The sequence below is a fragment of the Rhizobium sp. BT-226 genome, from assembly GCF_025847085.2.
GTDB classification, from domain to species: Bacteria; Pseudomonadota; Alphaproteobacteria; order Rhizobiales; family Rhizobiaceae; genus Rhizobium; species Rhizobium sophorae.
The window spans coordinates 736,567-762,620 of the sequence record NZ_JAOYTI010000002.1 but is presented as its reverse complement, the minus strand read 5'-3'; the positions used below and the strand labels follow the sequence as shown (position 1 = coordinate 762,620).

29 protein-coding genes and 1 tRNA gene are annotated in these 26,054 nt (G+C 62.5%); 15 read left to right on the top strand and 15 right to left on the bottom strand.

Going from position 1 to position 26,054, the window contains the following annotated elements; translation table 11 throughout:
* Positions 1-133: 133 nt before the first annotated feature.
* Genes OIU37_RS14050 through OIU37_RS14040 form a run of 3 tightly spaced genes read right to left on the bottom strand, consistent with a single transcriptional unit; the run spans position 134 to position 1,559 of the window.
* Positions 134-577, bottom strand: coding sequence for a hypothetical protein (locus OIU37_RS14050; protein ID WP_240602127.1), 444 nt, complete (start codon positions 575-577; stop codon positions 134-136).
* A 9-nt stretch (positions 578-586) separates the two neighbouring features.
* Positions 587-937: a hypothetical protein gene (locus tag OIU37_RS14045; RefSeq protein ID WP_264257773.1), complete on the bottom strand. Its 351-nt coding sequence runs from the start codon at positions 935-937 to the stop codon at positions 587-589.
* A 52-nt stretch (positions 938-989) separates the two neighbouring features.
* Positions 990-1,559 carry a hypothetical protein gene (locus tag OIU37_RS14040; protein ID WP_264257772.1) on the bottom strand — a complete coding sequence of 190 codons (570 nt, stop codon included), beginning with the start codon at positions 1,557-1,559 and terminating at the stop codon, positions 990-992.
* A 428-nt stretch (positions 1,560-1,987) separates the two neighbouring features.
* Between OIU37_RS14040 and OIU37_RS14035 the strand changes: the two genes are divergently transcribed.
* Complete coding sequence (locus OIU37_RS14035) at positions 1,988-2,419, top strand: hypothetical protein (RefSeq protein ID WP_264257771.1); 432 nt, start codon at positions 1,988-1,990, stop codon at positions 2,417-2,419.
* 45 nt (positions 2,420-2,464) lie between these two features.
* Here the strand turns inward: OIU37_RS14035 and OIU37_RS14030 are convergent, their stop codons facing one another.
* Entirely contained in the window at positions 2,465-3,151 is a 687-nt protein-coding gene (locus tag OIU37_RS14030) for a helix-turn-helix transcriptional regulator (RefSeq protein ID WP_264257770.1), read from the bottom strand.
* A gap of 71 nt (positions 3,152-3,222) precedes the next feature.
* Between OIU37_RS14030 and OIU37_RS14025 the strand changes: the two genes are divergently transcribed.
* The 3 genes from OIU37_RS14025 to OIU37_RS14015 all read left to right on the top strand — a co-directional run bounded on the left by OIU37_RS14025 (position 3,223) and on the right by OIU37_RS14015 (position 5,233).
* Positions 3,223-3,552 carry an NIPSNAP family protein gene (locus OIU37_RS14025; RefSeq protein WP_264257769.1) on the top strand — a complete coding sequence of 110 codons (330 nt, stop codon included), beginning with the start codon at positions 3,223-3,225 and terminating at the stop codon, positions 3,550-3,552.
* Positions 3,549-3,899 (top strand): antibiotic biosynthesis monooxygenase, encoded by a 351-nt coding sequence (locus tag OIU37_RS14020; RefSeq protein WP_264257768.1) that lies wholly within the window; start codon positions 3,549-3,551, stop codon positions 3,897-3,899. The genes OIU37_RS14025 and OIU37_RS14020 overlap by 4 nt, the downstream gene beginning before the upstream one ends.
* A gap of 179 nt (positions 3,900-4,078) precedes the next feature.
* Complete coding sequence (locus tag OIU37_RS14015) at positions 4,079-5,233, top strand: site-specific DNA-methyltransferase (protein ID WP_264257767.1); 1,155 nt, start codon at positions 4,079-4,081, stop codon at positions 5,231-5,233.
* Positions 5,234-5,330: 97 nt separating this feature from the next.
* Here the strand turns inward: OIU37_RS14015 and OIU37_RS14010 are convergent, their stop codons facing one another.
* From OIU37_RS14010 to mutY, 3 genes are read right to left on the bottom strand one after another with little or no spacing between them, the layout of a single operon-like run.
* On the bottom strand, positions 5,331-5,696 hold the full coding sequence (locus tag OIU37_RS14010) for a nuclear transport factor 2 family protein (RefSeq protein WP_264257766.1): 366 nt from the start codon (positions 5,694-5,696) through the stop codon (positions 5,331-5,333).
* Positions 5,697-5,701: 5 nt separating this feature from the next.
* On the bottom strand, positions 5,702-6,316 hold the full coding sequence (locus tag OIU37_RS14005; protein WP_264257765.1) for an HAD family phosphatase: 615 nt from the start codon (positions 6,314-6,316) through the stop codon (positions 5,702-5,704).
* 2 nt (positions 6,317-6,318) lie between these two features.
* The gene (mutY, locus tag OIU37_RS14000; RefSeq protein WP_182211000.1) at positions 6,319-7,422 is read right to left on the bottom strand and encodes an A/G-specific adenine glycosylase; all 1,104 of its coding nucleotides are present in this window, start codon (positions 7,420-7,422) and stop codon (positions 6,319-6,321) included.
* A 108-nt stretch (positions 7,423-7,530) separates the two neighbouring features.
* Here mutY and OIU37_RS13995 point away from each other — a divergent pair, with 108 nt between their 5' ends.
* The 7 genes from OIU37_RS13995 (at position 7,531) to ppdK (ending at position 17,476) form a co-directional block, all read left to right on the top strand.
* Entirely contained in the window at positions 7,531-8,028 is a 498-nt protein-coding gene (locus OIU37_RS13995) for a DUF721 domain-containing protein (protein WP_182210998.1), read from the top strand.
* A 117-nt stretch (positions 8,029-8,145) separates the two neighbouring features.
* On the top strand, positions 8,146-8,343 hold the full coding sequence (locus OIU37_RS13990) for a hypothetical protein (RefSeq protein ID WP_064647302.1): 198 nt from the start codon (positions 8,146-8,148) through the stop codon (positions 8,341-8,343).
* A 3-nt stretch (positions 8,344-8,346) separates the two neighbouring features.
* On the top strand, positions 8,347-8,928 hold the full coding sequence (locus tag OIU37_RS13985) for a Fic family protein (protein ID WP_182210996.1): 582 nt from the start codon (positions 8,347-8,349) through the stop codon (positions 8,926-8,928).
* Positions 8,929-9,020: 92 nt separating this feature from the next.
* Entirely contained in the window at positions 9,021-9,245 is a 225-nt protein-coding gene (locus OIU37_RS13980; RefSeq protein ID WP_182210994.1) for a TraY domain-containing protein, read from the top strand.
* Positions 9,246-9,458: 213 nt separating this feature from the next.
* Complete coding sequence (locus OIU37_RS13975) at positions 9,459-10,229, top strand: DsbA family protein (RefSeq protein WP_372353418.1); 771 nt, start codon at positions 9,459-9,461, stop codon at positions 10,227-10,229.
* A gap of 219 nt (positions 10,230-10,448) precedes the next feature.
* Positions 10,449-13,910, top strand: coding sequence for a chromosome segregation protein SMC (gene smc / locus OIU37_RS13970; RefSeq protein WP_264257763.1), 3,462 nt, complete (start codon positions 10,449-10,451; stop codon positions 13,908-13,910).
* Positions 13,911-14,746: 836 nt separating this feature from the next.
* Positions 14,747-17,476 carry a pyruvate, phosphate dikinase gene (ppdK, locus tag OIU37_RS13965; protein ID WP_264257762.1) on the top strand — a complete coding sequence of 910 codons (2,730 nt, stop codon included), beginning with the start codon at positions 14,747-14,749 and terminating at the stop codon, positions 17,474-17,476.
* Here ppdK and OIU37_RS13960 read toward each other — a convergent pair.
* Positions 17,470-17,748 carry a hypothetical protein gene (locus OIU37_RS13960; protein ID WP_264257761.1) on the bottom strand — a complete coding sequence of 93 codons (279 nt, stop codon included), beginning with the start codon at positions 17,746-17,748 and terminating at the stop codon, positions 17,470-17,472. The genes ppdK and OIU37_RS13960 overlap by 7 nt on opposite strands.
* A 258-nt stretch (positions 17,749-18,006) precedes the next feature.
* Positions 18,007-18,204 (bottom strand): hypothetical protein, encoded by a 198-nt coding sequence (locus OIU37_RS13955; RefSeq protein WP_003546062.1) that lies wholly within the window; start codon positions 18,202-18,204, stop codon positions 18,007-18,009.
* Between the two features lie 144 nt (positions 18,205-18,348).
* Here OIU37_RS13955 and OIU37_RS13950 point away from each other — a divergent pair, with 144 nt between their 5' ends.
* On the top strand, positions 18,349-18,594 hold the full coding sequence (locus tag OIU37_RS13950) for a hypothetical protein (RefSeq protein ID WP_003546063.1): 246 nt from the start codon (positions 18,349-18,351) through the stop codon (positions 18,592-18,594).
* A gap of 15 nt (positions 18,595-18,609) precedes the next feature.
* On the opposite strand, the gene OIU37_RS13945 is transcribed toward OIU37_RS13950, so the two are convergent.
* Positions 18,610-19,002 carry a hypothetical protein gene (locus OIU37_RS13945; protein ID WP_168310949.1) on the bottom strand — a complete coding sequence of 131 codons (393 nt, stop codon included), beginning with the start codon at positions 19,000-19,002 and terminating at the stop codon, positions 18,610-18,612.
* A 225-nt stretch (positions 19,003-19,227) separates the two neighbouring features.
* Between OIU37_RS13945 and OIU37_RS13940 the strand changes: the two genes are divergently transcribed.
* The gene (locus OIU37_RS13940; protein ID WP_264257760.1) at positions 19,228-20,136 is read left to right on the top strand and encodes a DUF1499 domain-containing protein; all 909 of its coding nucleotides are present in this window, start codon (positions 19,228-19,230) and stop codon (positions 20,134-20,136) included.
* 475 nt (positions 20,137-20,611) lie between these two features.
* Here OIU37_RS13940 and OIU37_RS13935 read toward each other — a convergent pair whose 3' ends face one another.
* From OIU37_RS13935 to OIU37_RS13925, 3 genes are read right to left on the bottom strand one after another with little or no spacing between them, the layout of a single operon-like run.
* Complete coding sequence (locus OIU37_RS13935) at positions 20,612-22,333, bottom strand: SDR family oxidoreductase (RefSeq protein WP_264257759.1); 1,722 nt, start codon at positions 22,331-22,333, stop codon at positions 20,612-20,614.
* Entirely contained in the window at positions 22,330-22,788 is a 459-nt protein-coding gene (locus tag OIU37_RS13930) for a thiol-disulfide oxidoreductase DCC family protein (RefSeq protein WP_264257758.1), read from the bottom strand. Before OIU37_RS13930 ends, OIU37_RS13935 begins: the two co-directional genes overlap by 4 nt.
* A 30-nt stretch (positions 22,789-22,818) precedes the next feature.
* Positions 22,819-23,730, bottom strand: a complete 912-nt coding sequence (locus OIU37_RS13925; protein ID WP_264257757.1) for an MBL fold metallo-hydrolase — start codon at positions 23,728-23,730, stop codon at positions 22,819-22,821.
* A 162-nt stretch (positions 23,731-23,892) separates the two neighbouring features.
* Between OIU37_RS13925 and OIU37_RS13920 the strand changes: the two genes are divergently transcribed.
* Both OIU37_RS13920 and OIU37_RS13915 read left to right on the top strand, forming a co-directional pair.
* Positions 23,893-23,966, top strand: a tRNA-Gln gene (locus tag OIU37_RS13920).
* A 97-nt stretch (positions 23,967-24,063) separates the two neighbouring features.
* Positions 24,064-24,411, top strand: coding sequence for a hypothetical protein (locus OIU37_RS13915; protein WP_264257756.1), 348 nt, complete (start codon positions 24,064-24,066; stop codon positions 24,409-24,411).
* A 158-nt stretch (positions 24,412-24,569) separates the two neighbouring features.
* On the opposite strand, the gene OIU37_RS13910 is transcribed toward OIU37_RS13915, so the two are convergent.
* Both OIU37_RS13910 and OIU37_RS13905 read right to left on the bottom strand, forming a co-directional pair.
* The gene (locus OIU37_RS13910) at positions 24,570-25,106 is read right to left on the bottom strand and encodes a hypothetical protein (protein ID WP_264257755.1); all 537 of its coding nucleotides are present in this window, start codon (positions 25,104-25,106) and stop codon (positions 24,570-24,572) included.
* A gap of 536 nt (positions 25,107-25,642) precedes the next feature.
* Positions 25,643-25,936: a hypothetical protein gene (locus OIU37_RS13905; protein WP_264257754.1), complete on the bottom strand. Its 294-nt coding sequence runs from the start codon at positions 25,934-25,936 to the stop codon at positions 25,643-25,645.
* Between the last annotated feature and the right edge of the window lie 118 nt (positions 25,937-26,054).

The following is a 26,054-nucleotide window of genomic DNA, read 5'->3' as shown; positions in this document are numbered from 1 at the left end:
GCTGATATTTCAATTTCGATGAAAAGTTGAGCTGCGTTGAGCGTGGAGCGGATGACCGGCGCAGGCACCTCGAGCGCCGGAAAATGCGATAAGGGTGGGGCTCTCCCTTGTGCCAAGGGCGGGCCCCATCCAACTATTGTTCCGGCAGGATGATCTTCTGATTGGTGGTGTTCTTGACCGGCTTCTCGCCGGGGACATGCGACATCGTGCGGGTCGTGCTTTCCAACGTGCTGCCGTCGGTGCTGGTCTTTGTACGAGACTTGCTGAACGTCCCTTTGTCCACAGCTTGGGCTTTGGTCTGCGCTTTCAGCTTGTCGCCATTGTCGTTGACGTGGGTCTTGCTTTGCGCCTTTCCATCGGTGGTGGCTGCACTTCCCCCCGATCCGATCGAAGAGGTCGTGCCGTCGTCGGTCCGGCAGGTGCCGGCTGTTCCGAGCGAACTTGCGGATGTGCCTCCTGCCGAGGCGCTTCCGCCCGATCCGACCGTTCCGGCTGCATTGCACTCCTCTGCAATAACGCCCGAGCTCGACGCGAGCAACGCGATCGAGGCGGCCGCGATAAGGTTGATAGGTTTCATTGCCATCTCCTACTTCTTGGGTTTCGTGACCGAACAGGTTCCGTCGGACCGTTTGGTGATGACGGTGCCGTCAGGCCGGGTGATGCTCGCGGTCGAATAGCTATCGACGCTTCCCGATCCGGCCGAGGAGCCGGCGGAGGCGGATGACGAAGAGGTGCCGGTCGATCCGCCGCCGGTCGTGGTCGTTGACGAAACCTGGCCGTTGCCGGCCGTCACGGTGGTGGACATGTCCCCCTGCGACGATTGAGACTGGACAACGGTGCATGTCGTTCCGTCGTCGAGCTTGATCTCCTCGGACATTGCCTGCCCGGCGATCAGGGCGAGTGAAGCGCCCAGTGCGATTGTGGAAAAATTTGCCATTGGTTTATCTCCGAGGGCTTGGCCGACGCCATCAAGGCGCCGGCCGACATCGTCAGCAGCCTTCTGTGCCGGCGGCGTCCTTCTTGACCTGTCCGGGTGCACAGCCCTTCTTGCCCTTGTTGTCAGAGCTTCCTGCGGCGCTGCCGCCGGTGCCGACAGTGCTGCCGGTCTTGTCTCCGTCCGCAGACGAAGCGCCAGTCCCGACGCTGGAGGCCGAGTTGGCGTCGCCCGAACCTGCAGCGGAGCCGCTGGTACCGACCGAGCTGCTGGAGGTGCCGCCGCCGGCCGACGAACCGCCGGTGCCAAGCGTCGAAGCAGACCCCGAGCCGGAGCCCGAGCCCGCAGCAGAGCCGCCAGTGCCGACCGTGCTGCTCGAAGTGCCGCCACCGGCCGATGAGCCGCCCGTGCCGACCGTCGAGGACGTGCCGGATTTGCAGTTGGTCGAACCAGCCGGGCAGTCGCCCCCGGCAGAGCTGCCACCAGTACCGATCGTGCTGCTCGCAGTTCCGCCGCCGGCCGACGAACCGCCTGTGCCGACGGTGCTAGACGATTGAGCGAAGCCGGAAACAGCCGTGCCTGCAAAAAGGGCGGCCGCCAAGGCCAGATGTGTTGCCTTCATCATGGTGTATTCCTCTGTTTGTTTCTAACTTGCCGTCGCATCCGGAATGGATGGATAGCTGCCTGACAAACTTCGGTTTCGACCCACTGTTCCTGCCTTAGGTACTCAGTCGGATATCCCTCGGACCTTGGTCCGACCTCGCCGTCATGGTTGACGTTCGAGCGTTCTGGGAGGGTTTCATGAGCCGGCCGGCGGGTCGGAAAACCTCTTTCTCGGCGGCTCCGACGGCGCCGAAGAAGGCCAGGCTGCAGGCGACGTCATCGCTGGCCGGTGGAGCGACGCCCATCAATTCCGCGTCATGTCGGGAGAACCGCAGCCGCAGGCCTACCTTTGGCAATCTCATGCACTAGATGGCGATCGGGAGGAGAACGCCACCGCCGCTATTGGGAAGAGAAGCGGCATGCCAAAGAATGAATGAAGAGGAAGACTGCATGACGATCGAGGATATTATCGAAACCCTGGAAAAGACTGACATGCCCGACAGCCGGATCGACGCCTTCATCACCTGTGCGTTCTTGTTGAAGCAATTCCGGCCGGCCGAGCCCAACGATTTCGACGGTCCTCACGACTACCTGCCGAGCAGCATCAAGTCAGAGCACGGCTTCCTGATGGCGCGGCCCTTCACGCACGACGTCAATCACGCCATCGATCTATGCCGGGAAGTCCGGCCGGATGCGGTTTGGCACCTCGCGCGAGGTCGCCAGACAGCGGACGAGTCGCTCTACGGTGCGCAGCTGCGCGAGATCCAGGAGGAGGAAAATGTCCTCGGTGAAGCCGAGAGCAATCACGCGGCGCTGGCGCTCACTCTTGCGGCGCTGCGGGCGCATGTGCGGCAGGAAGATGAAAAGAGGGCAGGGGCATGAAGCACCCGGATACTGCCTTGGAACCCCTTGCGGATCGGCAATAACCTACGGATCGACCGGAAAAAGCTTCAGGAACTGCCGGTCGCCTTCCGGGGAGAAAATGATCGAGCGGCTTTCGGCCGCGCGCCGCGCCCAGCCTTTGTCGAGGAAGCTTGAAAGCAGGGCTTTGCCGAGGCTGCCGGCCAGATGCGCGCGTCTTTCGCTCCAGTCGAGGCAGGAGCGGCAGAGCGGTCGGCGCGAGGATCTGAGGTCGCCGACATTAATGCCGATGCATTCGAGCTCGCTTTCGCCCTTTTCCGTCAGCGCCAGGCCGTCTCCGACCGCATCGATCGAGCCGGAGGCAATCAGGCTGTCGAGCATGCGCACGCCGTAATCGCCGGCAAGGTGATCGTAGCAGATGCGCGCCTTGCGCAGCGCCGGCTCCTTCGGTCCCGGCTGGTGGCGCAGATGGCCGCGCCCGGCGGCAAAACCCATCATGCTTTCGATCAGCCGGGCGGCGGCCTCGTCAGCCAGCGTGAAATAGCGGTGGCGCCCCTGCTTGCGCTGGGTTAGCAGCCCGCCGGCTTCGAGCTTGGCAAGATGGGTGCTCGCCGTCTGCACGGTGATGCCGCCGACGCCGGCAAGCTCGGTCGCCGTCAGCGCCCGGCCGCCGGTCAGCGCTGCCAGCATATTGGCGCGCGCCGGATCGCCGATGAGCGCGCCGATCTGCGCAATGTCAGGACCTTCCTTCATAGTTCGATCGTAACCGAAGCATCGCCGTCAGGCAATGTGCGAAAAAGGATCGACAGCAAAGGAGAAACGATATGATCACCTGCTTCATCCGCTATCAGATCGATCCCTTCAAGAAGGAGGCGTTTGCCGAATATGCCCGCAACTGGGGCCAGGCGATTCCGAACAATGGCGCCGATCTGATCGGCTATTTCGGTCCGCACGAGGGCTCGGCAACGACGGCCTACGGCGTCTACAATATCGAAAACCTCGCCGCCTACGAGGCCTATCGCGCCAGGCTGGCCGCCGACCCCCTCGGCCGTGAGAATTATGAATTTGCCCGACGCGAAAACTTCATCCTGAAGGAAGATCGCATCTTCCTCAAAAATGTCTCCGCCCCTCACGCCAAGCTGGTGCTGCCATGATCGCCGTCATCTTCGAAGTCATGCCCTATATGGGCGAACGCCACAAATATCTGGATCTCGCCGGTGAGTTGCGCGGCGAACTCGAAAAGATCGACGGCTTCATTTCGATCGAGCGTTTCGAAAGCCTGACGAACCGCGGCAAGCTGCTGTCGCTCTCCTTCTTCCGCGACGAGGAGGCGGTGAAGGAATGGCGCAATCTAGAGGCGCACCGCGCAGCCCAGCAGGCCGGACGCGGCGGCATTTTCGCCGATTACCGCCTGCGGATCGCCAGTGTCGTCCGCGATTACGGCATGTTCGAACGCGACGAAGCGCCTGATGACAGCCGTAGGGTTCATGATGCCGCCTGATCGCCGGGCGGGCGCATTCTTGCCGCCGCTCGGCAGCCGGCCGGCGTCGGCAAAGTCTGCCGCTCATTCGCTGGTCACCTGAATAAATTCCCGAAATCGGCCACCGCTTCAGGCTTTGGTAACTAAGTTGCGTAACCATAACGGACAGTTAAGCGTAGAGCGTATGAGTGAGTATTTAAATGGCATCAGTTTTTCCGCTTGCCGACCTCAAGGCTTCCGTCAAGCCGGATTCCCGGCCGGGATCCCGGTCGGATTCCTGGGTCGACACGATCATCAAGGGCGATTGCGTCAGCGCCCTTGAAGCCTTGCCCAGCCACTCCGTCGATATCATCTTTGCCGACCCGCCGTATAATCTCCAGCTCGGCGGGACGCTGCATCGTCCCGACCAGTCGCTGGTCGATGCGGTCGACGACGAATGGGACCAGTTCGCCTCCTTCGACGCCTATGACGCCTTCACCCGTGCCTGGCTGCTCGCCTGCCGCCGCGTGCTGAAGCCGACCGGCTCGATCTGGGTGATCGGCTCCTACCACAATATCTTCCGCGTCGGCGCCACGCTGCAGGATCTCAATTTCTGGATCCTCAACGACATCATCTGGCGCAAGACCAACCCGATGCCGAATTTCAAGGGCCGCCGTTTCCAGAACGCCCATGAGACGATGATCTGGGCAAGCCCCAGCGCCAAGGCCAAGGGCTATACCTTCAATTACGATGCGCTGAAGGCCGCCAATGACGACGTGCAGATGCGCTCCGACTGGCTCTTCCCGATCTGTAACGGAGCCGAGCGGTTGAAGGGCGAGGACGGCAAGAAGGCGCATCCGACGCAGAAGCCGGAAGCGCTGCTCGCCCGTGTCATCATGGCCTCGACCAAGCCCGGCGATATCGTGCTCGATCCCTTCTTCGGCTCGGGAACGACGGGTGCGGTCGCCAAGCGTCTCGGCCGTCACTTCGTCGGTATCGAGCGTGAGCAGGATTATATCGATGCCGCCTCGGCCCGCATCGCCGCCGTCGAGCCGCTCGGCAAGGCGGAACTGACCGTCATGACCGGCAAGAAGGCCGAAGTCCGCGTCGCCTTCAACGTGCTGGTCGAAAGCGGCCTGATCAAGCCCGGCCAGGTGCTGACCGACGCCAAGCGCCGCCATAGCGCGATTGTCCGCGCCGACGGCACCGTGGCTTCAGGCGGCGAGGCCGGCTCCATTCATCGTCTCGGCGCCAAGGTGCAGGGTCTCGATGCATGCAACGGATGGACCTTCTGGCATTTCGAAGACGGGCAGTCCCTGCGCCCGATCGACGATCTCAGGTCCGTCATCCGCAGTGATCTGGCAAAGGCGGAGTGAGCAGCGCCTCTGACGGATCGAAATACCTTCTTCCGATTTCCCTCCAGTTGCGGGAGAAGGGCAAGGCGCCCGGGGTCAACCCCCGGGCGTCCTCTATTCAAAAGTCCTGGTAGTCGGTGACCTCGACCCGTGTGACGCGGCCTTCCGCGTTGAAGGTGATCGTCTCCTCGCCCTCGCGGACCAGCGGCTTGCCCGTCTTACTGTGGGTGGCGCGCACCGACCAGACCGACCGGCCTGAAAGCGGCGTCAGTGTTTCCACCAGCGAATTTTCAGCCGTCTGGTCGGGATAGTCGTCGAAATAACGCCGGAAGGCGGCCATGATCTCAGCCCGTCCGGTGAGATCGCCGACGCCGTTCGAGACATAGGTCGCGTCCTCGGCGAAATAGGCTTCGATCGCCGGAAAATCGAGGGCGTTGATCGCAGCGTGGAAGAGTTCGATTTGCTTTGCCGGGTCGAAAGCCATGGGTCTCAGACCTTCACGCCATAGCCGGCGAGATCGCTGCGCAATTTGTCGGCACCTGAGAACAGCACCGCATTCCAGCCGAAGGCTTTGGCGCCGTCTACATTGATCGGCGCGTCGTCGATGAAGATCGTCGCTGCCGGATCGAGGCCGAAACTTTTCGTATGCGTCTCGTAGATCGCGACATCGGGTTTGATCAGGCCGACATCGCCGGAAACGGTGACGCCGCGCGGTTTGGTCAGGAAGGGGAAGCGCGTCTGCGCCTCGCGGAAGGTGTCGGAGGCGAAGTTGGTGAGCATTGTCACGTCGCGCCCTTCGGCAATCAGCCCTTCCATGATCGCGACGCTGTCGTCATAGGCGTGCGGCACCATCTCATGCCAATATTTGCGGAAGGCGCGGATATGCTCTTCGCGGGCAGGGTGCTGTTCGATCAGCAGCGCTTCGGCTTCGGCCCAGGTGCGGCCGCGGTCCTGCTCGATGTTCCAGTCATGGGTGCAGATATTGGCGAAGAACCAGTTGCGCTCCGTTTCATCAGGGATGAGGCGGCTGAAGGGAAGATGCGGATCGTAATGAATTAAAACTTTGCCGATGTCGAAAACGATGTGTCTTATGTCGGTGGTCATGGTCATCCCTTGGATGTTTTAAACGCGAGAGGAATAGCTGCTGCGATCGCTTTTTTCATGATGGTTGGTAAGGCCTGGGCTTCAAGATTTGTAACCGGCTCCCACCATCCGTCATTCGGCCCGTCATCCATGGTGACTTTGGTTGCGATGGCCGCACGCCAGATCGAAAGCCTGAGCTCGAAATGGGTGAAGACATGGGTGACGGTGCCGGAGGCCTGCCATGCCGCTTCGAAGGGCGCGGCGGCAGCCGAGGTCTCGCCATCGATGCGCGCCGTCCACGCTGTCGTCGGCACCTCGGTCATGCCGCCGAGCAGGCCGCTGTCGATGCGCCGCCGCAACAGGATCTCGCCATCACCGGTGACCGCGATGAAGGCCGCGCCGTATCTGACCGGCTTCTCCTTCTTCGCCGCCTTGACCGGAAAGAGCTCGGGATCGGAAAGTTTCAGCGCCTCGCAGGCACCCCGGAACGGACAGAGCGAACAGGCCGGCCGCTTCGGTGTGCAGATCGTGGCACCCAGATCCATCATCGCCTGGGCGAAATCGCCGGGCCGTGTCGCCGGCGTCAACAGCGCCACCTTCTCCCTCATCGCCGGCTTTGCGGCCGGAAGCGGTGTTTCGATGGCATAGAGCCTGGAGATCACCCGCTCGACATTGCCGTCCATGACAGCCGCCTGCCGGTTGAAGGCGATGGCCGCGACGGCGGCTGCGGTATAGTCGCCGATGCCGGGCAGGGATTTGAGGCCCTCTTCAGTATCGGGAAAGACGCCGCCATGCTCTGTCGCCACCGCTTCGGCGCATTTTTTCAGGTTGCGGGCCCGCGCATAATAACCAAGCCCAGCCCAGGCGGCCATCACCGCATCGGTCTCCGCCGCGGCAAGGTCGGTCACCTCGGGCCAACGCTGCAGAAACTTTTCGAAATAGGGTTTGACCGCCTGCACCGTCGTCTGCTGCAGCATCACCTCGGACAGCCAGACTCGATAGGGGTCGGCCCTGACGCCGCGGGCCGCCATGCCGGGCGAAACGCGCCAGGGCAGGTCGCGGTGGTGGCGATCGTACCAGTCGAGCAGGGGCTTTGCTGAGGGCGTGTCGAGTGTGGTGATCGTCATGATTTGCTGCGATGAGGGGAAGTGCCTATACTTGGCGAAGCAATGCCGCGCGATCAAGTCGCCTGTGCGAGTTGGCATGCGAATTGGCGGCGTCGCTGAAGGGTTTCGATGAGTTATCCACGCAAAGGTGCAAAGCAGATTTCCGAGCTGGCGAACGGGCTGATCGATCCCGTGCTTGCCAAGCGCGCCGGTATCAACACGGCGCTGCTCGGCTCGTGGAGCGAAATCGCCGGCGAGGATTTCGCCGATTGCACCCGGCCGGAAAAGATCGCCTGGGCCCGCGGCGGCGATGAGACCGGCGGCTTTCGGCCCGGCGTGCTGACGATTGCCTGCGAAGGCGCGCGCGCACTCTTCCTCACCCATGCCCAGGGCGAACTCATCCAGCGCATCAACAGCTTCTTCGGCTTTGCCGCCGTCCACCAGATCCGCATCGTCCAGAAGCCGGTCTCACAAGCCATCCGCCGCTCTCGCACCCCGCCGCCATTGAAAGGCGAAGCCGCCCGCAAGCTCGAAGGCATGATGGAGGGGATAGAGAACGACAAGCTGCGCCAGGCAATCCAGCGTTTGGGCACGGCGGTGATGGGGAAGCGGGGAAATCAACGCTAACCCTTTACGGTCATGGGTTGCCAACCTGAACTGCACTCGCCGTGAACCACAAGCGTTGACTTCAGCTAAGCGAATTCCTTTTGCTGATCCGCGTAAGGTCGTGCTAGATTCTGACTCATGACGAGCAAAACGCCCAAGTTGACCCGCAACGCCAAGACCGGCGGCCTGACCCAGGCCAGTGCCGAAAAGATCAGTGCGGTTGAAGGCCTAGTCCTCAGCCCGCGCATGCGCAAGCTCCTCGCCGAGACCAAGGATCAGCCGCCCGAAGAACGTCGCCAGGCGATCCGCGCACAGTTCACGCGCAAGTCCGCCTAAGCGTTGGTCTATACCGCCGAATCCGATCCCCTCTGTTATCCGGGCACGACCGTGCTCCGCAACAAACTGGACCTCACGGACCAGAGCGAGCTCGACGAGTTCGAGACAACGATGTTCGTGCTCCGCTCGGAAGAACCTTGGCCGGAGGGTAACCTGGATGTCACCCACTATCTCGCCCTTCATCACCACCTGTTCCAGGATGTCTTTGATTGGGGCGGTGAGATCCGCACCATCCGTATCGGTAAGGGTGGCAACTGGTTCTGCTACCCGGAATTTATAGCAAACGAGCTTAATCGGATTTTCCAGGAGCTGGCGCGGGCGGATTATTTCGAAGGTCTGACACCGGCTAACTTTGCCGCTCAGGCTGCGCACCTCCTTGCCGAAATTAACGCCATCCACCCGTTCCGTGAAGGCAATGGCCGCACCCAATTGACCTTTCTCGCGCTTCTGGCCAGGCATGTCGGCCTGCCATTCAATGCCGAAGTGCTTGATCGTGAACGTGTCATCGAGGCCATGATCGAGAGCTTTGCGGGCTCCGAGCAGCCGCTAGCGACGCTCATATTCGACATCGTCACCGAACCTTGACGCTACCCTCTTGAATATTCCTCGGCAGTGTAGAGGCACTGGCGATCGAACACCTCGGATGCCATACTTATATAGCAGACGGGAGAAAAATCATGCTGGTCCTGCGGTTGCCGCCCGAAATTGAAGCGCGGCTCAATGAGCTTTCCAGGCGTACCGGCCGCAGCAAGAGCTTCTATGAGCGGCAAGCCATCCTCGCGCATCTCGACGACCTCGAAGATATCTATCTTGCCGAAAAACGCTTGGAAGAGCTTCGTCGCGACGAGAGCGATACCGTGCTGCTGGCCGAGCTGTTGGCGCGTCATGGCTTGGACAACTGAGTTTCATCGAGCAGCCGATACGAGGTGGGCCGCCGCCGCGATGTCTGCCGATGAAATCGACAAACTGCCAATCCTGCAATTTTTGGTCTAATCGTCTTCCCGCGGTCACAATTCTTTGAAGGAAGTTGGCGAACCGTGCCTTGTGAGCGGCCGCAAGCCGTTATATCGCACAGTCACGCCGTCAATCTCATTAGTTATGGGGAATCCATGCAGATGTCCGAAATGCAACTGACGAAACGCCGCCTGCTCAGCGGTATCGCCATCGCCGCAGCTGCCGTAGCGCTTGTCGCCTGCAACGACAGCAAGGACGCTGCCGATGCTTCGTCCTCCGGCAAGACCATGGCTGATGGCACCAATGTCGACACCATGCAGACGGCGGCCACCTCGGCGACCGAAATGCCGGAGTCCGACGGCGATGTCGATATGGCGGAAGTGCTGAAGCCCGGCGCGCTGCCGGAAATGGCGCTCGGCAAGGCCGACGCCCCGGTCAAGATCGTCGAGTACATGTCGATGACCTGCCCGCATTGCGCCCATTTCCACAACACCGTCTTCGACACGATCAAGCAGAAATATGTCGACAGCGGCAAGGTGCAGTTCATCATCCGCGAATTCCCCTTCGACCCGCGCGCCGCCGCGGCCTTCATGCTCGCCCGCTGCAATTCTTCCAATCCGGAGCAGTTGAGCACGCCGGAACAGTATTTCCCGATGGTTTCGATGCTGTTCAAGCAGCAGCAGATCTGGGCTGCCGCCGATGATGGCCGCGCCGCACTGCTGCAGATGTCGAAGCTTGCCGGATTTACTGAGGATAGCTTCACGAAATGCTTGACGAACCAGAAGCTTCTGGATGAAGTGAATGCCACGCGGGAAAGAGGTTCCAAGGATTTCGGCGTCAACGCCACCCCGACTTTCCTGATCAATGGCAAGCGCTACTCTGGAGACATGCCGGTTGACACTTTGTCGAAGCTCATCGACAGCCTGCTCTGAACCGGATCGTTTCGATAGAACGGGCGACGGCGAAAGCCGTGCGCCCGTTTTTCGTTTTCAGCGCAGTTTGCAGGTGCGGCCCCCTCATCCGCCTGCCGGCACCTTCTCCCCGCTGGGGCGAAGGGGATTTGCCGCAGCGTCTCGATTCCCTCTTCTCCCCAGCGGGGAGAAGGTGCCCGTAGGGCGGATGAGGGGGCTTCCTGCCGTGGATATTTCCGCATGAAGTTCAACAAGCTGCGCCTGGTTGGCTTCAAATCCTTCGTCGAGCCGACGGAATTCATCATCGAGCGGGGACTGACCGGCGTTGTCGGGCCGAACGGCTGCGGCAAGTCGAACCTTGTCGAGGCGCTGCGCTGGGTGATGGGCGAAAATTCCTACAAGAACATGCGCGCCTCCGGCATGGACGACGTGATCTTCTCGGGCTCTGGAAATCGCCCGGCGCGCAACACCGCCGAAGTCGCGCTCTATCTCGACAATGCCGAGCGCACCGCGCCCGCCGCCTTCAACGACAGCGACGAGATCCAGGTCACCCGCCGCATCGAGCGTGAACAGGGCTCGCTCTATCGCATCAACGGCAAGGAAAGCCGCGCCAAGGACGTGCAGCTGCTGTTTGCCGATGCCTCCACCGGCGCGCGGTCGCCCTCGATGGTCGGGCAGGGGCGTATCGGCGAGCTGATCCAGGCAAAACCGCAAGCCCGCCGCCAGCTGCTCGAAGAGGCGGCCGGCATTTCAGGCCTGCATTCCCGCCGCCACGAGGCCGAACTGCGGCTGCGCGCCGCCGAAGGCAATCTCGAGCGTCTCGACGACGTCACCTCGCAGCTGGAAAGCCAGATCGAGAGCCTGAAGCGCCAGGCCCGCCAGGCAAACCGCTTCAAGACGCTGTCTGCCGATATCCGCGCCCGCGAAGCGATGCTTTTACATATCCGCTGGGTGCAGGCCAAGGAAGCTGAAGCCGAGGCCGACAGCGCGCTGAATCAGGCGACCTCCGTCGTCGCCGAAAAGGCGCAGATGCAGATGGAGGCGGCGAAGAACCAGGGGGTCGCCAGCCTGAAGCTGCCGGAACTGCGCGAGGGCGAGGCGCGTGCGGCCGCCGCCCTGCAGCGCCTGCAGATCGCCAGAAGCCAGCTGGAGGAAGATGCCGGCCGCATCCTGCGTCGCCGCGACGAGCTGACCCGCCGTCTCGCCCAGCTTGGCGAGGATATAAGCCGCGAGCAGCGGTTGGTGGCCGACAATGCCGTCATCCTGGCGAGGCTCGATGCCGAAGAGGCGGAGATTTCGGAAATCCTCGCCGATTCCGGCCGTTATGCCGAGGAAACCCGCGAGGCCTTCGAGGGCGCGGCGGCAAAACTGGCCGACAGCGAGCGCATCTTCACCCAGCTGACCGCCGAGCGCGCTGAAGCTGCCGCCGGCCGCAATCAGCTGGAGCGCGCCATCCGCGATCTCACGGACCGCCGGATGCGCCTCGAACGCCAGATGGATGAGGCAAACCACGAACTGTCAGCCGTCGGCGAGAAAATCGCCGGCCTGCCTGATCCCGACGAAAAACGCGCCATCGTCGAGGCCGGCGAGATCGCCGTCGCCGATGCGGAAGCGGCGGTGCAGGCGGTCGAGCAGGCGCTTGCCGCGGCCCGCCAGACCGAGGCGCTGTCGCGCGCGCCGGTCGAGCAGGCCCGTTCGAGCCTGAATGCGCTGGAGACCGAGGCCCGCACCATTTCCCGCATGCTCGCCGCCGGTGCCGCCGCCGGCAAATTTGCGCCGGTTGCCGACGAGCTGAAGGTCGATCGCGGCTTCGAGACCGCACTGGGTGCTGCCCTCGGCGACGATCTGGAATCGCCGCTCGATGCCGAGGCGCCGGCCCATTGGTCGGACAATGGCGATGGCGCCGCCGATCCAGCCCTTCCATCCGGTGTTGCGCAACTGCTTGATCACGTCCGCGCGCCCACCGCACTGACCCGCCGCCTGCGCCAGATCGGTCTGGTCGCGGAAGGCGATGCGGAGCGGCTGATGGCGGCGCTGAAGCCCGGCCAGCGGCTGGTGACCAAAGAGGGTGCGGTCTATCGCTGGGACGGTCACGTCACCGGTGCCGACGCCCCGAGTGCCGCGGCGCTCCGCCTTGCCCAGAAGAACCGCCTGGCCGAACTCGAAGGTGAAGCCACTCTTGCCCGCGACGTGCTTGCCGAAGCCGAGGAGCGGCAGGCAGCCGCTGCCGAAGCGATCCGCGCCGAGGAGCGCCGGCTCGCCGAGGCGCGCGACATGAGCCGCCTGTCGGCGCGTCATTTGGCCGAAGCGCGCGATGCGCTTGTTGCTGCCGAGCGTGCCTCCGGCGATCTGATCCGCCGCCGCGATGTCGTCAGCGAGGCTGCCAGCCAGCTGCGCGCGCAGCTGGAGGAAATCGCTATCCAGGAAGAGAATGCCCGCATCGAGCTGGAGGACGCGCCCGATCTGACTGCGATCGACGAGCGGCTGCGCTTCCAGCAGGCGGAAGTTGCGACCGATCGCGGCGCGCTGGCCGAAAGCCGCGCCCGCCATGAAAGCCTCGCCCGCGAAAACGAGGCCCGCCAGCGCCGCATCATGGCGATCGGCCAGGAGCGAGAGACCTGGCGCCAGCGGGCGGCAAGCGCTGAAGATCATGTCGCGACACTGCGCGAGCGCGAGGAAGAGGCGCGGGACGAAGCAGCCGAGCTCGAATTGGCGCCGGATGAGTTCGACGACAAGCGCCGCGCTCTGCTCAGCGAATTGCAGAAGGCCGAGGAGGCGCGCCGCCAGGCCAGCGATCTTCTGGCCGAGGCCGAACGCATCCAGCGCGAAGCCGACCAAAAGGCGACGACGGCACTATCGGAACTTGCCGAATGCCGCGAACGCCGCGGCCGCGCCGAGGAGCGCCTCGTCTCCGCCCGCGAGAAGCGGCAGGAAAGCGAAGGCCGCATCCGCGAGGTCCTGAACGTCGCCCCGCACGAGGCGCTGCAGCTGACCGGGCGCCCGACCATGCAGGCGCTTCCCGATCCGCGCGAAGTCGAGCGCGAGCTGGAACGCCTGAGAATCGAGCGCGAGCGGCTGGGCGCCGTCAACCTGCGCGCCGACGAGGAACAGAAGGAGCTGAGCGAGAAGCTCGAAGCGCTGATCAAGGAACGTGACGACGTCATCGATGCGATCCGCAAGCTGCGCGGCGCCATCCAGAGCCTCAACCGCGAGGGCCGCGAGCGGCTGATCGCTGCCTTCGACATCGTCAACGCCCAGTTCCAGCGGCTGTTCACCCATCTTTTCGGCGGCGGCACCGCCGAGCTGCAGCTGATCGAATCCGACGATCCGCTGGAAGCCGGCCTCGAAATCCTCGCCCGTCCGCCCGGCAAGAAGCCGCAGACCATGACGCTGCTATCGGGCGGCGAGCAGGCGCTGACGGCAATGGCGCTGATCTTCGCCGTCTTCCTCACCAATCCGGCGCCGATCTGCGTGCTCGACGAAGTGGATGCACCGCTCGACGACCACAATGTCGAGCGCTACTGCAACCTGATGGACGAAATGGCGGCCTCCACCGAAACCCGCTTCGTCATTATCACCCACAATCCGATCACCATGGCCCGCATGAACCGCCTCTTCGGCGTCACCATGGCCGAGCAGGGCGTCTCCCAACTCGTCTCCGTCGACCTGCAAATGGCCGAGCGTTTGCGCGAGATTGCGTGAGGTTTTCGACGAACGCGTTTTCTGCGCCGGGGAGATTGGCGAGAGCAGCCCCTCATCCACCTGCCGGCACCTTCTCCCCGCTCGCGGGGCGAAGGGACATGCCGCGCCCGCTCGTCCCCTCCGACCTTTCGCAGGGCACGTCCCCTCTCCCCGTCAGAACGGGGAGAGGGTTAGGGTGAGGGGCAGCCACTAGCGCCAACCGGACAGAAGTGGGCTTGACCCGAGCATCCAGGTCGACGCCGAGCGCCGACGCAATTTCAGCAAAGCTATGGCGCGGTTTTGCGTCCAGAAATTGCGTAAAATCAAGGGCCGAGCAATAAACACCAAAAAAGGTCGGCTCTCTTGCCGTCTGTACCCCATTTGGGTGATGCTCTTTTCGCTGACTTGCATTAGAAGTTGTTTCAACGCAACCTAATTACTCTGCTGAAAAAGCGGGTGATCAAACGCTGCGTATTGTCGAATTTGCGTGCGGTTTTCCGGGCGAGGGCAGAACCGGAAGCCGTTGGAGCAAATCCAGGGAAGTAGCGATCTATTTTCCAGGAATTGCGTAAAACGAAGGTCAGAACGGTTCTGTTTTATAAAAAAGCTGAACCGTTCCTGGGTTGAGGGACCCCCCGTCCAGTTTTCCTGGCTGGACGGAAACAAGGCTTTGCGGGACATTGTTGCAGTCCCGCAAAGCTTTTTTTGTGCCTTGTTTTCTGTTTGGGCACCTTTCAACCGTTTCGATGCCGCCCGCGGCCAAGATTTATTGTGCAACGCAACATTCTGCCGCATTTGTCGATTTTCATTTCAACTCCAAGGGATTAAGCTAATCCTGATTTGGTGTTGGGGGGAAGATGACCAAGTGGGTCTATAGGTTCGGCGACGGGCAGGCTGAGGGCCGGGCGCGCGATCACGAGATTCTGGGCGGCAAGGGCGCCAATCTCGCGGAAATGTGCGCCCTGGGACTGCCTGTGCCGCCGGGGCTGACGATCGTCAGCGACGCCTGCAACACCTATTACAAAAACGGCCGCCACATCGAGGATGCGGTGAAGGCCGAGGTGCGCGCCGGCATATCGGCGATCGAGGCGATCACCGGCCGCCGCTTCGGTTCGGTCAGCCAGCCGCTGCTGCTCTCGGTGCGCTCCGGCGCCCGCGCCTCGATGCCGGGCATGATGGACACCGTGCTCAATCTCGGCCTCAACGACGAGACGGTGCAGGCGCTCGGCCATGATGCCGGCGATGCGCGTTTTGCCTGGGACAGCTACCGCCGCTTCATCCAGATGTATGCCGATGTCGTCATGGGTCTCGGCAACGACGCCTTCGAGGAGATCCTGGAAGACGAGAAGGCCAAGCTCGGCCATGAATTCGATACCGAACTCAGCGCCTCGGAATGGCAGCATATCGTCTCGCTCTACAAGAAGCTGATCGAGGAGGAGCTGGAGCAGGAATTCCCGCAGGATCCCGAAGTCCAGCTCTGGGGTGCGGTGGGTGCGGTCTTTTCCAGCTGGATGAGCGCGCGTGCCGTCACCTACCGCCAGCTCCACAATATTCCGGCAGGCTGGGGCACGGCGATCAACATCCAGGCGATGGTCTTCGGCAATCTCGGCAATGCGTCCGCCACTGGCGTTGCCTTCACCCGCAACCCCTCGACCGGCGAAAAGGCGCTTTACGGCGAATTCCTGGTCAATGCCCAGGGCGAGGATGTCGTGGCCGGCATCCGCACGCCGCAAAGCATCACCGAGGAGGGGCGGATTTCCTCCGGCTCCGAAAAACCCTCGATGGAAAAGCTGATGCCGGAGGCGTTTCGCGAGCTCTGCCGCATCTGCACCGAGCTCGAGATCCATTACCGCGACATGCAGGATATCGAATTCACCATCGAGCGCGGCAGGCTGTGGATGCTGCAGACCCGCTCGGGCAAGCGCTCGACCCGGGCGGCAATGAAGATCGCCGTCGACATGGTCGATGAGGGAGTGATCACCGAGGACGAGGCGGTGCTGCGCATCGAGCCTTCGAGCCTCGACCAGCTGTTGCATCCGACAATCGATCCGCGCGTCACCCGCCAGGTAATCGGCAGCGGGCTGCCGGCCTCGCCCGGCGCTGCCACCGGCGCCATCGTCTTCACGGCGGAAGAGGCCGTCGAGGCGGAGGCCGAAGGCCGCAAGGTCATTCTGCTGAGGGTCGAGACCAGCCCGGAGGACATTCACGGCATGCATGCCGCCGAAGGCATTCTCACCACCCGCGGCGGCATGACCAGCCATGCGGCGGTCGTTGCCCGCGGCATGGGCATCCCCTGCGTCGTCGGCGCCGGCACCATGCGCATCGATCAACGCAACGAGCGGCTGCTCGGCGTCGGCGTGACGCTCAAGAAGGGCGATATCATCACCATCGACGGCTCGGCCGGCCAGGTGCTGAAGGGCGAGGTGCCGATGACCCAGCCGGCGCTGTCGGGCGATTTCGGTCGCATCATGGGCTGGGCCGACCGCGCCCGGCGCATGACGGTGCGCACCAATGCCGATACGCCGGCCGATGCGCGCGCCGCCCGCTCCTTCGGCGCCGAAGGCATCGGCCTTTGCCGCACCGAACACATGTTCTTCGAGGGCGAGCGCATCCATGTGATGCGCGAGATGATCCTGGCTGTGGACGAGAAGGGCAGGCGAGTGGCGCTCGACAAGCTGCTGCCGATGCAGCGGCTGGATTTCACCGGCCTCTTCACCGTCATGCACGGCCTGCCGGTGACGATCCGCCTGCTCGATCCGCCGCTGCACGAGTTCCTGCCGAAGACCGACGATGAGGTGGCCGAAGTCGCCTTCGCCATGGGCATGGAGGCATCCGTGCTTCGCCAGCGCGTCGATGCGCTGCACGAGTTCAACCCGATGCTCGGCCATCGCGGCTGCCGGCTGGCGATCTCCTATCCCGAAATCGTCGAGATGCAGGCCCGCGCCATCTTCGAGGCGGCGATTGCCGCAGCGCAGGAGACAGGGGCTGCTGTCGTGCCGGAGATCATGGTGCCGCTCGTTGGCCTGCGTTCAGAGCTCGATTACGTCAAGGCGCGCATCGACGAGGTCGCCGGCGACGTGATGAGCGAGGCCGGCATGAAGATCGATTATCTTGTCGGCACGATGATTGAGCTGCCGCGTGCGGCCCTTCGCGCCCATGTGATTGCCGAAGCCGCCGAATTCTTCTCCTTCGGCACCAACGACCTGACGCAGACCACCTTCGGCATCTCGCGCGACGACGCCTCGGCCTTCATCCCCACCTATCAGCGCAAGGGCATCATCGAGCACGATCCCTTCATCTCGCTGGATTTCGATGGTGTCGGCGAATTGATCAGCATCGCCGCCGAACGCGGCCGGCGCACCCGCAACGACATGAAGCTCGGCATCTGCGGCGAACATGGCGGCGACCCGGCCTCGATCCGCTTCTGCGAAACGATCGGCCTCGACTATGTCTCCTGCTCGCCCTTCCGCGTGCCGATCGCGAGACTGGCGGCAGCGCAGGCGGTGATTGCAGGCGGTCTGGAAGAGATCCGGCGCGGTCCGAAAGACCTGCGGGGGAGTGTAGGGCAGGCCGCCCGCGGTCAGTGACGATACCGCCAGCGATCGCGGTAGATATAAGGTCCGTTCAGATCCCAGGCCATGCGGTTCATCATCTCAGCACTTTGCGCCCGCGATTCGGCGCGCCGGTCGAGGTCGATGCGCTGCAGGCAGGTGGCAAAACCATCCGTGCCGCGCCGGAAGCCATAGCTCAGGCACCGCTGCTCATCCGCCGCCCGCCGCTCCTCCGGCGTCATCGTCTGGCAGCCGGAAAGCCCGGCGACGATCGTGGCCATGACGGTGATGAGAAGACGAATGCGCATTGGTGTGTTCCTTGGAATGCATTTCCCTGAGGAAAGGCCATTCGGGCGAGGGCGTCAAGCCGCTCTTGGCGGAGATCGCTGAGTGCTGGGTGATGACGTGAGCCATGTGCCGTGCGGCCCCCTCATCCGACCTTCTCCCCGCTGGGGAGAAGGGAATATGCCGCAACGTCTCGATGCCCTCTTCTCCCCTCGGGGAGAAGGTGCCCGTAGGGCGGATGAGGGGGCCGCACGGCACCACCTCTCCACCGTTATTCCCACCTACGCCGCCCCAGCCGGATCCCCGATCGGCAGCAGTGCTGGATTGAGCGGCGGATCCTGTGGGTTCTTTGTATCGGCCGGATCCTGCGCCGGTGTCAGCGGCGGTTTTTGCTGGATGGGATCGGGAATGCCAGGCGTCGGCGTCGGGCCGCGCGGTGTGTCGGCATTGGGTGTCGGGATCGGGTCTCTGTTGGGCATGAGTGCCTCCTTTTCGAAAAAGGAACGGCAGGCTCAGCACTTGGTTCCACTTTCGCCGGCCAACCTTTCTATGCATGAGGGCCATTCCTATGTATGAGGAAAAGCATGGCCGCTCCAGGAGCGGCCGGAAACCTTGGAACGAGCATGGCCCTTCGCGATCGATTTTCGAAAAAACTGAACTGTCCGCAATGCGGCAATGAGGGCTTTGCCGAGGCCTCGGAAGTTGATGATCCCAAGCGCAAGCATCCGGATTTCAAGGTCGATCAGCTGCCGCGCGGTTTTGGCGTGCAGCGGCCTTCCAACCATCAGGAAAATTTCGTCATCAAGTGCGAATGCGGGCGCAAGTTCCCCTTCCGCAGCGTTGCGGAAGCCGCGGCCGAGCGCCGCTAAAATCTTGATCTAGAATTAGATCCGCTCCAACAGTTCGATGAAGGCATCGGCAAAACGCACCAGCGGCGCGGTCTCTTCATCGGGCGCCTGCATGCGGATTTCGGTGCCGTTGCCGTCGAGCAGCGCCAGCACGACGCGCATCTCCTGGCCATCGCCCGGAATGCGCAGCACGGCGATGCGGCGGCAATCGTCGATAAGGCCGCCGGCCGGCAGGTCGAACAGCAGTTCGCCGCCGGAGCGTGCCGCCGCCTGGCGCACGGCCTCGCAGAAGCCGGCATCACCGCCGGCATAACCTTCGAGCGAAAGTTCGAGCTCGAGCAGCTCCAAAGGCAGCATTGGTTCGGACTGGTGGTCGATCCCGCCAAGCGCAGACGCCTGCGGCCTTGCTGCCGTTTCGGGTAAAATCATCCCGTCTCTCCTCTGCATCTGGAGATGAAACCGCGGCAGAATGGCCTTTTTTTGACATATCAGCAAGGGCTTATGAAGAAGCCGCCGTTTCGCCATGACCATCGCCGTGAATTCCAACGCAATGCCTCAGACAATAGTTTCAATTTAGCCGAATCTTGCACTAAAGAGGTTGAGGCGATTTGCGTGGTCGAACGCGCGGGCGCTGACGAGCAACCGGTAAGTTTGATGGCCATCCGCTATGACCGCCCCGTTTCCAGCGCCGCCCGCTCTTCGCGGCTCATCGGGGCGTTTTCCCTGGTGCTGGCGCTGGCCGTGATGATCGCCCATCGCTTCGGCGGTCTCGCCACACCCTATCTGGTGCTGCTGTTGATTGTCGCCGCCGGCTGCGCGCTGCTCGCGGCGATGCTGGCAGCTCTCGGGCTGCGCAGCCTCTGGATGACGGGGGCTGAGGGCGGACTGGCGGCGCTTGCGGCACTGATCTATGCCGCCTTTCCGCTGGCGCTTGGCGCCTATGCCACCGAGCGTTACATGACGCTGCCTGATATCTATGACGTTTCCACCGATCCGGTCACCGCACCCGACTGGCTTTCGCAGCCGTATTCCGACCAGATCTGGCTGAAGCGCCAGGTGCAGGTGACGCCCGAGGATCGTGAAAAGCAGCTCGCCGCCTATCCCGAACTCACCGGCCGGCGCTATGAGGGCGCGCTCGACCGCGTGCTGGAGGCGGTGCGCAAGGTCGCCAAGATGAGCGGCATGACCATCACGAAGAGCAGCGGCGACACTGAGCCCGGCCGCGACCCCGAGGACAGACCGGTGAAGCCGCAGCCGGGCGACGATGCCGTGGCTGATGCGCCCGATATCATCCCCGTGCCGACGCCGCGCCCCTATGACGACGACGTCGCCAAGCTGATCCGCGGCGTCAACGGCGTGACGCTGCAGGGCACCACCCGCACGCTGATTCTCGGCCTGCGCTTCGATTTCATCATCCGGCTGCGCGAAGAGGCCGAAACCACCTTCGTCGACATCCGCGTCGCCTCCCGCTACGGCCAACACGACCTCGGCTTCAGCGCCGCAATCGCCGGCGATTACCTGAAGGCGCTGGATGCCGAACTCTTGGGGATTGCGGGTGGGTGAGCCGCGGTGGCGCAAAGCGCCAGCAATCGATCCGGTGAATCGATTGCAGCGGCGAACGCCCTGAGCCCAAAGCGAAGGGCCGGGATACGGTGCGGCAAACTCGACACCCTGCGGGCACCAACCTCTCGATTCCCTCTTCTCCCCTGCGGGGAGAAGGTGCCCGTAGGGCGGATGAGGGGGCCGGCGAAGCCGGTCTTTCCAACAACACCATGTGAGTTCCACACCGCTCGCGTCGTCTCAGTCGCCGGATAGGTTATTACGGGTGAGCCGTGTGGCCCCCTCATCCGCCTGCCGGCACCTTCTCCCCGAGGGGAGAAGAGATTTGCGGCGACCTCTCGATTCCCTCTTCTTCCCAGCGGGGGTCCGGAGGACGGGTCGAGACGGGTGGCTCGACCCCGCCAAGGTTAGGGTGAGGGGCAGCGACTCGCGCAAACCGAACAGCGCACTTGCCACCAGAAAGCGGATGAATCTCGCCTCACTCCACCACCAACCACCCGGTATACCGCACCACCAACCCCGTCAGCCGCCCACCGATCTCCACATGAAAGTGGAACCGCCCATCGCGCTCCTCCTCATACGTATCCCCGCCAGGCGCCAGAAACATCGGCAGCGGAATCCCGCAAAACCGCCAGCCGCGCACCACGAGCCGCAGCTTTTCTCCATCCGGCACCAGCGCCATCAACACCCGGAACGGCCCGAAGACCTCGGCGAGCAGATGCCGGTCGCGGCCCTTTCCCTCGGCCTGCCAGCTGCGGAACACCGTGCCGCCGAAATCGCGTGTCCAGATCTCCTTGTCGCCGTCGGCAACGAAGCGCACCGTGACCGGCACATCCTCGCCCGCCTTGGGAAAGCCGATCACCCCGGCGACGATCCTCGCCAGCAGCCCACCGCCGCGCTCGATCCGCGCCCGGCCGGAGGCGACGCGGGCGCCGCCGGCATGCAGGGCTGATATGGCGGGCGGCAGCCGCTCCCAGGCGCTGCCGAGGATTCTCTGGTAGAGCGGCAGGGGCGCCTCCTCGTTTTCCATCCGGATGCCGGATGTGATCGAAAACCGCCGGAAGGCCGCTTCGAAATCCGCAAGCCGCAATTCCCCCGCCGCCGGCCGCGCGCCGCTCTCCGGCCGTGTGCCGGTCAGCAGCCGGCGCACCAGCGCGTCCACGCCGATGATGGGGATGAACGGCCCATCATCACCTTCGGCAATCAGATGCCAGCCGCAGGACAGCCGCTTTCCCGCGTGATCGACGCCACCGACGCGGACGAACATGCCGCCGCGATGTTCGCCGATCGCCAGGCTATGGCTGGCGCGCTGCAGCAGCCGCGCAAACGGCAGCAGCGACGGCAGGAGCCGGAAGCGAACGAGCCTTGCCGCAAGGCTGAGCAAGTGCTGCAGCGGCTGCGGCTCCGTGCCGACACCGGTGAAGCTGGATTTGAGATCGGCAAAGCGCGCCGGCAGCAGCTTGAGATCCGGCGCATCCACCAGCAGGAACTTGCGGCTGCGCAGCGGCGTAACCCCCGGCGGCGCCACCGTCACCCGCATCGCATCGATCAGCCCACGCCCGGCGGCCGGCTGCCCATCGCGCCGAACGGTGATCTTCTTGCCGGCATAGGTCGCGATTGCTCTCACGACATTCAGCCCGATCCGCACATGCGCCGAGGGGGCGATGCCCGCCGAAACGCTTTCGATCCGGGAGAAATGCGGCGCCATCGCATTAAGTGCCGCGAAGGAGAGGGCGGGAAGGCTGCTCAGCCCCGAGAGCGCGAAGGTGCCCTTGGCCTTGGCTGCCGCATCGAGCCCACCGATGCCGGCGACGAAGCCGGTGCTGTCGGCGATATCGGCATAGTCGATGCCGAGGCCGATGCAGGCCTCGACCACCTTATAGGCATCCTTCCCGAAGGTCTGAAACGGCCCCGAGGCATCGACGACGAGATGGGGCCTGAGCCGCGTCAGCTGTTCGGTGAGATCGCCATCGCGATCGAAACGCACCGCCTGCACCATCGCGCCGAGATTGTTGCTTCCCAGTCCCTCGGCTCCATCTTTCGGCGTTCGGAGATCTGCAACGAAATCGTCAGCCTTTTCAAGCGAGCGCCCCGCAACCAGCAGCCTGAGCCTGGGTTGATCGCCAAGCAGCCGGGCAAGCCGCCCGCCAAACGTGCCGTAACCGCCGATGATGAGCAGCGAAAACCGGTCGTCGCTCATGTGATGAAGCGGCTTCGCTGCTCCGGCGTCGGCACCATGCAGCTTTGCCGCCCGGCGATCTTCAGCCGGTTGCGGGCGATGAATTCATAGAGCGCATCGGCCACCCGCCGCGGCAGCAGCCGGAAAATCTTGACCAGCGAATAGGGAAAGCCGAGGCCCGCCACCATGCGGATCGAGCCGTCGGACTTGAAGAAGGCGTGGCCGTTTTCGATCAGGATATTGGTCTCATAGTCGCGCGCGTGCAGCCCGTAATGCCGGTAGAGCGCTTCGCCGAGCGGCGTCTGCGCTGCAAGAAAACGATATCGCTGCCGCTTGTCATGTTTCAGCGCGAATTTCACCCAGCCGGAGCAGAACACGCATTCGCCATCGAAGACGATCAACGGCCGGTCATCGGCAAAGGCCGGCACATCGGGATCGTCGCGATAGCTGTAATCGGCTTGCGGCTTCATCGTCATGTCCCCATCCTCATGACCCCACCCTCATGTTCACGACGCCGGCCGGTAGTGGGCGGCAAGCGAAGGCGGCCCATCCGCCGCAATCTCGCCGCGCTCCAGGAGATCCTCGATATGGGCGAGCACGGAAAGGGCGGCCGCCCCATGCAGCTTCGGATCGGTATCGCGATAGATCACCTTCACCATCTCGGATATCTGCCGGTCGCCCGCCTGGACACGCGACAGCACCGCCTGCTCGCGCTTGAGGCGATGCGCCTTCAGCGCCCGGAGGAAACTCGAGGGCTCCGTCACCGGCCCGCCATGGCCGGGCAGCAACAGGCGGTCCTCGCGCGCAATCAGCCGCTCGAGCGATTCCATGTAATCCGCCATCGAACCATCCGGCGGCGCGACGATCGAGGTCGACCAGGCCATGACGTGATCGCCGGAGAACAGGACGTCGCGCCGCTCAAGCGCGAAGGCGGCATGATTGGCCGTGTGCCCCGGCGTCAGCACCGCGCTCAGCGCCCAGCCATCGCCCGAAATCGTCTCGCCGTCACTGAGCGCGATATCCGGCACGAAGGATATATCCGAGCTTTCGGAAAAGGGATTGATCTCGCCCTCGCGCAGCGGCCGCGCCGGCCGGTGCGGCCCTTGGCCCACCGTCACCGCCCCCGTTGCCGCCTGCAGCCGCCTGGCCAGCGGCGAGTGGTCGCGATGCGTGTGGCTGACGAAGATATGCGTCACCTCGCGGCTGCCAAGCGCTGCCATCAGTGCCTGAAAATGCGCCTCGTCCTCCGGCCCGGGATCGATGACCGCGACGGAGGAAGAGCCGACGATATAGCTGTTGGTGCCGAAAAAGGTGAAAGGGCCGGGATTGTTCACTGTCACCCGCTCGACACCTGAAACAACCGGCACGGCCTGCCCATAGGCCGGCTCGAAAGCGAGGTCGAATGCGGGACTGTCCATGAAGGAATGATCTCGGGCCGATGACGTCGCCAATTCCTAGCACGACAGCGGGTGCTGTGTAGCGCATAAATCTGCGCCGGGTTAAACTTAGTCATTGTGACAGGCGAAGAGCTTTGCTAATCAGGCGTCGATTTGAGCAAGCGGTTTCCGCTCAAGCTCTGGTGGGGCGTCGCCAAGCGGTAAGGCAACGGTTTTTGGTACCGTCATCCCTGGTTCGAATCCAGGCGCCCCAGCCAGTCTGTATTTCTTCAGATTTCAATCAGTTAATGTGAATTAGGAATTGCTAACCGTAACGGTAATCCGATCCATGAAAGCGTATCAGCGAGGCTTTGGATGAGACTTGTGATCCTTGCTCTGGGTATCATGGCGACCATATCTTCGGAGGCGCACACCGCCGAGCCGGATCACTGGCAGAAAATGTATCTGAGCTGCCTCTCGGCAGATGTGGTTGTTAACGCCCATCGCTCTTGCATTCCGCCCGGTGATCTGTTTCTCGCAGCTGAGAGTGAGTGCAAAGGCAGTTTGCGTCTCGCCGATCAAGAGATCGAAATGCGATACGCCTTGGACAGTGCTAAGCGACTGGCGAGGATGGAAGCTTGGAGGTCCGAAATGGAGGAGTATCGGAAGAGGGTTATTGCGATGGCGGTTGAAGTCCAGATTAACAAACGCCATTGCCCTTGAAGCGCAGCCGAGTTGAGTTTTATACAGTTTTGAAACAATAACCAACTGGATCCGTGGCGGTGCCATAAGTGAAACGCGCCCAACTTTTCCGGTGTCGAGTGTCTCAGTGGTATAGGATAGTTCGTTTATCTGCTGCTGCTCAGCATCACTCGGCTAAACTAGTCGCCGCCGTTCACGGAGGACGGGATCTTCGATGCAAATTCGATAATATCACTAGCGAGTTTGGCGCTACCGGCCGCGAAGTCCTTCAGGTCTGAAATTACCAAGGTCTCATCCGGGGAAAAATCAAGATTCTTTACGCTAAAGTATGCGGGCATTAGTCTGGGCTCCATCTGCCTCATCTCCTTCACGGTCGAAACAGGCTGATTCTTGTGCCAATGTCCCACGTGCCAATGAGCAATCTTGTGGCGAACCGCAGCCTTGTGTTGAACTCGCTTCATGATGTTCTTGAATACGGGCAAGTCTTCAGCGGAGAGAACAATTTTGCCTACCGCTATGATGATCCTGCATTTCGTTTCAATGTGGCGAGCTTCATCTAGTGTGAGAAAGCACAACTGGCGCGGTGCGGGATGCATTAGATTTCCGTAAAGTAGGGAGAGTGTGCTTTCGACCATGGAGAATGCTGCGATGCAGTTGCCAATCTCGGTCCTCATCGGAACCAAATCGGCAAGCTCAACTACTTCAGGCTCAGTCATGATAATCACCTAAAAATCCAAATTTCCCGATCGTCGGGGTCTATGCTTGCGCTTAGTCACGGGGAAAGGTGCGATCGAAGCCGCATCAATCTTTCCCGACCAGCCTGAAGTTACATGCTCGCTGGTCAAACTCTTGTGCGGCTATCGGTTTCCACACCTCAACTTTCCGGAGAGCGACCATAACCCGTTCGGGGGCCGCTGCTCCCGGCCTCAATGGAACCGGCTGCTGTGTCTGAAGCCACTCCTCAATTTTAGCTTGGCTTTGTCCATACCACATGCCTTTCCAGAAATCGGTCGAGCGATCTACTAGGAAGTTTGGTCTCCCTTGCGTCGCCTCTTTGACTCGGTCGATAGATTGCCGCACGTCGTCGCTTGCTAGATTGAATCCTAGCTGCGCCAGCTTCTGTGATTGCTCATCTAGCCCGGCCCACTCTGCTAAAGCTGAGCACTCGAAAACATCAGCCGCGCCATCTGCCCGTAGTGGAGCGGGGTATAGCGCAATCAAAATAACTGCGCAAATCACGGCCCGGCTCATATCAATCCTGCCTTGGTTCGGTGTGCGTCTGCCGCAACAGTGTCGCTTTCTCGCGGCCCACACCGACGCGATTGCCGACAAGGCCGAAGAATACCGTCATCACCACAACGGCAAACCAACAGCCCGCGAAGGCCGTCCCGAAAACAGCAATACCGAAGCCAGGCATAAATACCGTCGTCAGCGCCATGCCGGCGGGGACGAATGATGTGGTCCATTTCTGTTGTGTGGTCGTCCATACCAGTCTGACAGACTGGCGAAGCATGAAGCGCGCGGTTGCACGGTAGTTGAATTGCATTGATGGTTTCCCCTGCCTACGCATGATTGTGCCAACATCGGAAGCGCCATGCAAGAAATCGAAAAGTCGATATTACAAGTCATGTTAATGACCGGCGTTGTGAGCTATCTCAGTCACC